Raw genomic sequence first — 6,751 nt, forward strand, 5'->3', positions numbered from 1 at the left:
AATTACTATCTAAATCTATGAAGTTGATTCTAGCGAGTGCTTTGGTGTTTAGTAGTACTTTACAATATCCAGCACAGGTAACAGCCCAAACTAACCTACCTGCAAATACTGAACCACCTGTACAATCAGTCAAAACCCCTCCTGTACCTACTGTACCTACTAACGGAACCTCTGAACCAGTTTTTGTTCCACCAAAACCCCCTGCTGGATTAAATACTATATCTGGACGTAGAAGCGGAATGGGTAGCCGTAATGATTGTCCTGCGGTAGAAACTCCCTTGACGGCTTTAGTCCCTTTTCAAGAGCGCGTAGCGACTAGCAAACAAACCAATATATCAACGCCAGTAGATGTGTGGGGACTAACTACCTCTGAACGTCCCACATTTTGGTTTTATGTTCCCTACACTAATATAAGTGGTGAATTTGTCTTACAGGATAGCGAAGAAACCGAAATTTATAACCAGCAAAACATCACCCTTACAGACAATTCTGGTGTCATTGGTGTTTCTGTTCCATCTACTGTGGCACCATTGCAAGTAGGTAAAACATATCGCTGGTTCTTGAAAATTCGTTGTCATCAAAAACAAAGAGCGAGTGTTCCTATCTACGTAGAAGGAGACATTCAAAGAGTAAATTTGAATCCTAGTTTAGAGCAACAATTGCAAGGAACAATAGACCAGCGACAAAAAATTGCCATTTATGCTGCTCATGGTGTTTGGTTTGATGCTTTGACAATGTTAGGACAACTACGCTTTGCTAATTCTGATGATGGGTCTTTAGTAGCAGATTGGCAAAGTTTATTACAATCAGGTGGATTAGGGAACATAGCCCCCTTTCCTTTGGTTGATTATTAATAAACTGCCAATAAATTAGGGTAGCCACCGAGATACCTAATTAGGACTTACCAATACTTTCGTCATATTTTGCGTAAGTCCTGTATAATACCAATGTACTTTCATTTAGCGATAGCGAAGTGCTGCTGCAAGCAGATCGCCTGTGCCAGTTGCGTAAGTCCTAATCCTCTTAGAGATAATTTCTACAACCAATTACCAACTAACACATAGGGAGCCCAGTACATAGGACGATTATATACAGGATCATTGAGCAGTTTTAATTGAGCAAGGCGTAAAGCCTCTGCTGTTGTGACTTCGCCAGTTGTTAACTGACGATAGAATTCACCAATAAATAAAGCAGTGGAGTTATCACCAATTTGCCATAAAGATGCTAGGGTACTTCTAGCTCCTGCTTTAATAGCAACTCCTGCTAATCCCAAAACAGCGCGGTTATCTCCTGCTGCGGTTTCGCAAGCACTCAGAACCAGTAATTCAATTGGCTCAGTGCGATTTTGCTCTCTAGTTTTGAGTAATCCATCTAATTCTTTAACATAGATGCGTCCGTTGGCTGCTAGAATGAAAGTCTCTTCTGCTTTGGAACTAAATTTTCCGTGTGTTGCTAGATGAACTACTCTAAAAGGTTGGATATTAATTTTTTGTTGTAAGTTTTCTTTAGTAAAATCTTGCTCCAAAAGTATACTTGTTGTTATACCCAATTTTTGCATTAAATCTAGTTCTTTCAGGACATAGGGAAGCGGGGTAAAATTTTCGTTTTTGGGTGGTTGTGATAGTCCTCCTACTAGGGCATTTATTTTTCTTTGTACTAAAGGTCTGGGGGTAAATAATTGCAGTCCTGGACTCAAAGCTACAGCATATTTCTGGATTAAGTACTCTTTGCCATCATACAATGCAGCTATGGGAATATTTCTCAAAGAACCATCTGGTATAAATACTAAAGTTTTAACTCCACTGTTTTGCAGATCTGCTTCCACAGGTTTAATTAACAAATTATAAAGTTTTTGGGATTCTTGTTTAAGTCTCTTCTGGGTATTGGGTTCAACTATTGCTTCTCGCATTTTTGTAATTACCTCCTCTAAATTCACACAGTTATCTTGAGAGGTACAGTTACTTTGAGGGGATATGTGCATCAAAGGTTGTTTGGGAAGTTTGAGGATAACCTCTAATTTATTGTTTAAAATAATTGGGTAGAAAATGGCTGTATCTGGATTATCGCGGTCTACTACTTCGTCAAGCAGCACAAATTGATTATTTAAGCAAGCCTCTCGGAAAAAATTATCTAATTCTGCTATTTGTAATGCTTCTATGCGTTGCCTTACTTTGTCTAAATCCGGTTTCCCTTCTCCTGACTCTTGTAATAACAGTTCCACTGATTGGCGATAAATGGGTTCCACACTATCTCGGAAATTGAAGCGTACTTGTTGGTTGACATTGACTAAATCGCTGCGCAGAGACTGGAGTGTTGAAACGGCGGCATCATAAGCAGCGATCGCACCCTGGATGTTTCCTTTGACTTTCAATAAGCGTCCTAACTGCCACTGCCAAAGGTAGGCAATATCTGAAGCATTGATTCCCAGAGCGCTTAATAATGCTTGCTGGGTTAAATCCTGGGCTTCTTGCCACTGATTGTTCTGCTCATACAATCTTCCTAAAATTCCTAACCCATAGGATTCTCCACGCTGATTACCTATAGCTCTGGCTTGTTTAACGCTGTTGGCGAGAATTTGCGCAATATCTTCTTTGTTACCAATGTTAATGATAGTATCAGCAAAATTTATATTGGCATAAATACTAGCTTGATTATTAGGTAGATTAGTAAGTTGGGATTGAATTGTCGGGATTAATTCTTTCGCTGCTGCTATATCTTTATTCTCAACCAACAAACTGAGCAAATTGATTTGAGCTTGAAGTTTGGTGAGTGGCTGGGGGGCAATTGCCGCAGCTTGCTGGTAATGGGCGATCGCATCTTCAGTATTACCTAATGCTCTGACAGTATTACCAAGACTCAATTCTGTGATGCTCATTTCTGAAGGTAGTTGCAGTTGTTGAGCAATTTCTAAGCTTAGTTGTAATGTTTTCTGGGATTTATCTAACTCCCCCAATTGTTGCCAAGTATTGCCAAGAGAACGCAAAGCTGCCACTTTCATGGGTGAATTTGGTTCGTTTTTTAACTGTTGCTCCCTTGAGGACAAAATCTTTACAGCCCGACGGTAAAAGCCAGCAATCCGCCAAGCTTGTGCTTGGTTAATACTACTGCGGGTTACTGCAGCATTGTTACCTAATTGCTGCCAAATTCCCTCTGCTTGTTGGGCAGTTTCTACGGATATATCTGCTTGTCCCAGTCCCAGTAGTAGTCCTGTTTGAATATCTAAAGTTTGCGCCAACACTTCGAGCCATTCTGGGTTTTGGGTCTTGATTTGTAGCTGTTGCTGTTTCTCATCCCAACCTAGTAAATTTAAGCTAGTTTTGATAGCTTGTGAGGCTTCTGTCAACGAGCCCAGCTGCTGATATACCAGACAGAGGTTACTTAGGGCTGCGGCTTGTCCCAGGCGATCGCTCTGTTGCGCATAGATACGGTTAGCTTTTTGTAAAATAGTTACTGCTTGGGTTAAGTTTCCTCCCTGATACTCAGCTTCTGCTTGTTCCAAAAGCTGCTGTGGTGTTGTGGTGGAAAATTGGCTGTTGTGGCTATGAATTTTATTTACTGCATATGTCTCTGGTTGTTGAGCAAAGGTAAGGGGGGTAATAGTCATTATAAAAGTTACAGTAAATAATATTACATATAGGAACGAAAATTTAACTACTTGCCTTGCCAGCAGAAGCCTTATTGACTTGAATTTACCAAAATTAATTAACGCCATTTGATACTCTCCTGTTCTCACTTTTCAAACATTTTCTAACGAACAGGACAAGAGGCAGATGTTTGCCCAGGACTGCTAGGAGTAACTTCTGGAGCTTGGGCTACTAAGTAGATAGTACCATGAGCATCAACTACCCAACCCGAGGCTTCCACAATGGGAGGAGGAGAAACTGGGTAAGTGGTAATCACTGTTGATGCTTGTGCCTCGGTTTCAACTTTGGCGGAGTTTGGTGGAGCGGTTCTAGGCTTCACCCACTGTGCTAGGGTACTGGTATCTTGTAATGGTTCAGTGGCACTCAATGGTAAACCGCCTCGTCCTGTAGCGACGAAGGAACTCTGACTTTGGGTGCTTCCAGGTCTGCAAGAGTTATCAAGCTGGGAGGGATCAACTAGATTTGAGGGTAGTGTCACTAAACCGTTGCTGGGGTCAACCTCTGGTGTGTTGATTTCTACCGTACCAGTAAATTCTGGACTTGCCCCTGTGGCAGTAATATCATTGTTTTGGGTGAGTGCATTGCGGGACTGACTGCCCAGAACAGCTTTAGCATTAATTGTTACTCGACCTCAACGAAAATCAGTAGAATTTGCACTAATATCGCTATTTTCTGCGGCGACTAGGAAGTCAGTGTTAATATTGATGTTACCGCCAATTACATTCTCCCCTCTTGCGTTGGTGGTGATGTTGCTGTTGCGAAGCATAATCACATTTTGGGAGCGCAAGTTAATGTTTGCCTGCTGTTGATTGGGGTCAGCACTAATCCCACGAGTATCAGCACTAAGGAAGCTTTTGTTATCTAAACGGATGGAATGGGCATTCACGTTTAAACTACCTGCTGTACCCAATCCCTCACTACGTACAACAATAGCTCCCCCATCCCTTACTTGCAAAATATCAGTGTTAATGGTCAGGTTACCCGCCCCCGCCGCAAAACTTGACTCAGAACTAGTAGATAAGGCGCTGGGATTTCCATCGTTGCTATTAATACCAATTATTTTTATATCAGAGGCATTTAATCTCATATTTCCTGCATTTCCTCTACCAAAAGTAGCAGTGCCAACTTGCCCTCCATTCTCTATTAACAGAGTACTGGTGTTAATTATAAGTTCTCCTGCATTTCCTGTGCTACCAGGGTTAGCAATATTACCAAATCCAGTGGTCAGATTATTAGATTCTTGAGTTGTTGAACCAATCACTTGTATGGAGGAGGTATTCAATACCAATGTTGCTGCATTACCTGAACTAAAAGTGCTAGCCAAAATTTGAGCCCTATCTCGTAGAGTTAACTTGTTAGTGTTAATATCTATATTTCCTGCATCTGAAATACCCAAAGTAAAAGAACTGATACTAGTATTAATACCTGTACCAACAATTAATTCTGAAAAAGTTTTACCTCCAGTCATGTCAATTGAGTCGCTGGATGTAATGCTAATATCACCTGCCTTACCATTGCCAAATGAACTACTTCCTATTAATCCTCTATCCTGAAGAGTTACATTCTGTGTGTTAAGGCTGAGATTGCCAGCGTCTCCATTACTACCAAAGCGATTTCCTGTTGCTAATAAAGAATCAATTAGTTCTACTGACTTAGAAGCGTTGACATTAACATTTCCTCCTCTGGCTTGACCAAAAGTGGAAACAAGTATAAAAGCTCCATTCCTGAGAATCAATTTACCCGTATTTATGGCCAAATTTGCCCCCCTTCCAGTACCAACAGTGACACCAAAAAAGCCGTTGCGAAACTCAGAGGGATTGACTGTGGGATCTATAATCTGTGCAAAGGCTTGCTCAAATCTTCCTGTACCAATCACTTCTACGGAATCTGTAGCGTTGACTCTAATATCTCCACTTGAGATTGGCCCTGCGGTAAATGACGCAATGCGCGACCCTTGACTGATTTGCAAATTACCTGTTTGTATTTGGATTCCGCCGCCACGGATAATACCACTGGTATCAATGTTTGTCTCGTTGCTGACTTGAATGTTACCAAAATTTTCCACACCATCATAGTCCAAGGAAAAGCCTTGGCTTGTAGGAGAAAGGCTCACTAAACCCTCTCCTGCAACACTTCCCAATTCTAATGTTCCCCCATTCGTCTTTAGTGTTGCTCCCTCTAGACTGATATCACCACCGACTAAAGCTAAGGTTTGATTGGGTTGGATCTGCAACCCTGTTGTAGTGTTAATGGCAAAACCCTGACTATCTCCTTTGACTTGAATTGTGCCGGGATTTTTCCCATATTGCAAACCAATGGGGGTGCTGATTGCTAGTAGGGGGGCGCTTTCTGATGTCCTGGTACTAAACAGTGTGCCATCTGCAAATTTGATACTGTTGGCTGTACTGGCAATAAAAGAACCGTTAATATTTAAATGGGCATTAGGCCCAAAAATAATCCCATTGGGATTGATAAAAAAGAGGTTGGCATTACCTAAAACCCCCAGTGTCCCCAAAATATGAGAAACATTAGTTCCCGTCACCCGTGTTAAAATATTCTCGATGCCACTGGGATTGTTAAAATATACCCCTCTTCCTGAGTCAATATTAAATTCTTGAAAGCTGTGGAATAGGTTGACTCCGCGAATTGCACCCCCATCAATTCTGTCACTGGAAATGTCATTGATAGTCTGGTTAGGGGTGACAACCGAACTTTCATGACCTAGAGTATTATCTGGGATGATTTCCGCTCTGGCTGAGTTCAAAAAAGTTAGACTCAAGCAGATCAGGCTACTTACTAGGAACCAAGGGCAAATATAGGTAAATCCCATCACTACTGTTTTTTATTAAAACTGGGCTTTTGGGGGCATATTACCATTTTATTAAGTATCACTGAATACGATTATATCAAGTTTATGAAAACTTCATACAGATACATACATACTTCAACCGATGACTATCTTAAGAATATAGGACTTACGCAACTGGCACAGGCGATCGCTACGCAGAGCTTGCATCTGTGTGTAGCAATCGCTAAATGAAAGCACATTGGTATTATATAAGTGATGTCAATGGCACGGGGGGATGCCTAGTGCAGTTGATAGTAGA

4 protein-coding genes are annotated in these 6,751 nt (G+C 41.3%); 1 reads left to right on the forward strand and 3 read right to left on the reverse strand.

Features of this window, described 5'->3' with window-relative positions:
- The first annotated feature begins 17 nt into the window (after positions 1 to 17).
- The gene (locus PN457_RS12470) at positions 18 to 854 is read left to right on the forward strand and encodes a DUF928 domain-containing protein (RefSeq protein ID WP_271733669.1); all 837 of its coding nucleotides are present in this window, start codon (positions 18 to 20) and stop codon (positions 852 to 854) included.
- Between the two features lie 182 nt (positions 855 to 1,036).
- Here PN457_RS12470 and PN457_RS12475 read toward each other — a convergent pair whose 3' ends face one another.
- From PN457_RS12475 to PN457_RS12485, 3 genes are all read right to left on the reverse strand, one after another.
- A complete protein-coding gene (locus PN457_RS12475; RefSeq protein WP_271733670.1) occupies positions 1,037 to 3,604 on the reverse strand; it encodes a CHAT domain-containing protein in 2,568 nt (855 codons plus the stop codon).
- Between the two features lie 143 nt (positions 3,605 to 3,747).
- Positions 3,748 to 4,122 carry an S-layer family protein gene (locus PN457_RS12480; protein WP_271733671.1) on the reverse strand — a complete coding sequence of 125 codons (375 nt, stop codon included), beginning with the start codon at positions 4,120 to 4,122 and terminating at the stop codon, positions 3,748 to 3,750.
- Between the two features lie 153 nt (positions 4,123 to 4,275).
- Positions 4,276 to 6,408 carry a two-partner secretion domain-containing protein gene (locus tag PN457_RS12485; RefSeq protein ID WP_271733672.1) on the reverse strand — a complete coding sequence of 711 codons (2,133 nt, stop codon included), beginning with the start codon at positions 6,406 to 6,408 and terminating at the stop codon, positions 4,276 to 4,278.
- Positions 6,409 to 6,751: the final 343 nt, after the last annotated feature.

Source organism: Anabaenopsis arnoldii, from assembly GCF_028331025.1.
In the GTDB taxonomy this organism is placed as follows: Bacteria; Cyanobacteriota; Cyanobacteriia; order Cyanobacteriales; family Nostocaceae; genus Anabaenopsis; species Anabaenopsis arnoldii.

Excerpts from the sequence above, each read along its gene's own strand:
- PN457_RS12470 (WP_271733669.1), top strand. The coding sequence starts at position 18 with ATGAAGTTGATTCTAGCGAGTGCTTTGGTGTTTAGTAGTACTTTACAA.
- PN457_RS12475 (WP_271733670.1), bottom strand. The coding sequence starts at position 3,604 with ATGACTATTACCCCCCTTACCTTTGCTCAACAACCAGAGACATATGCA.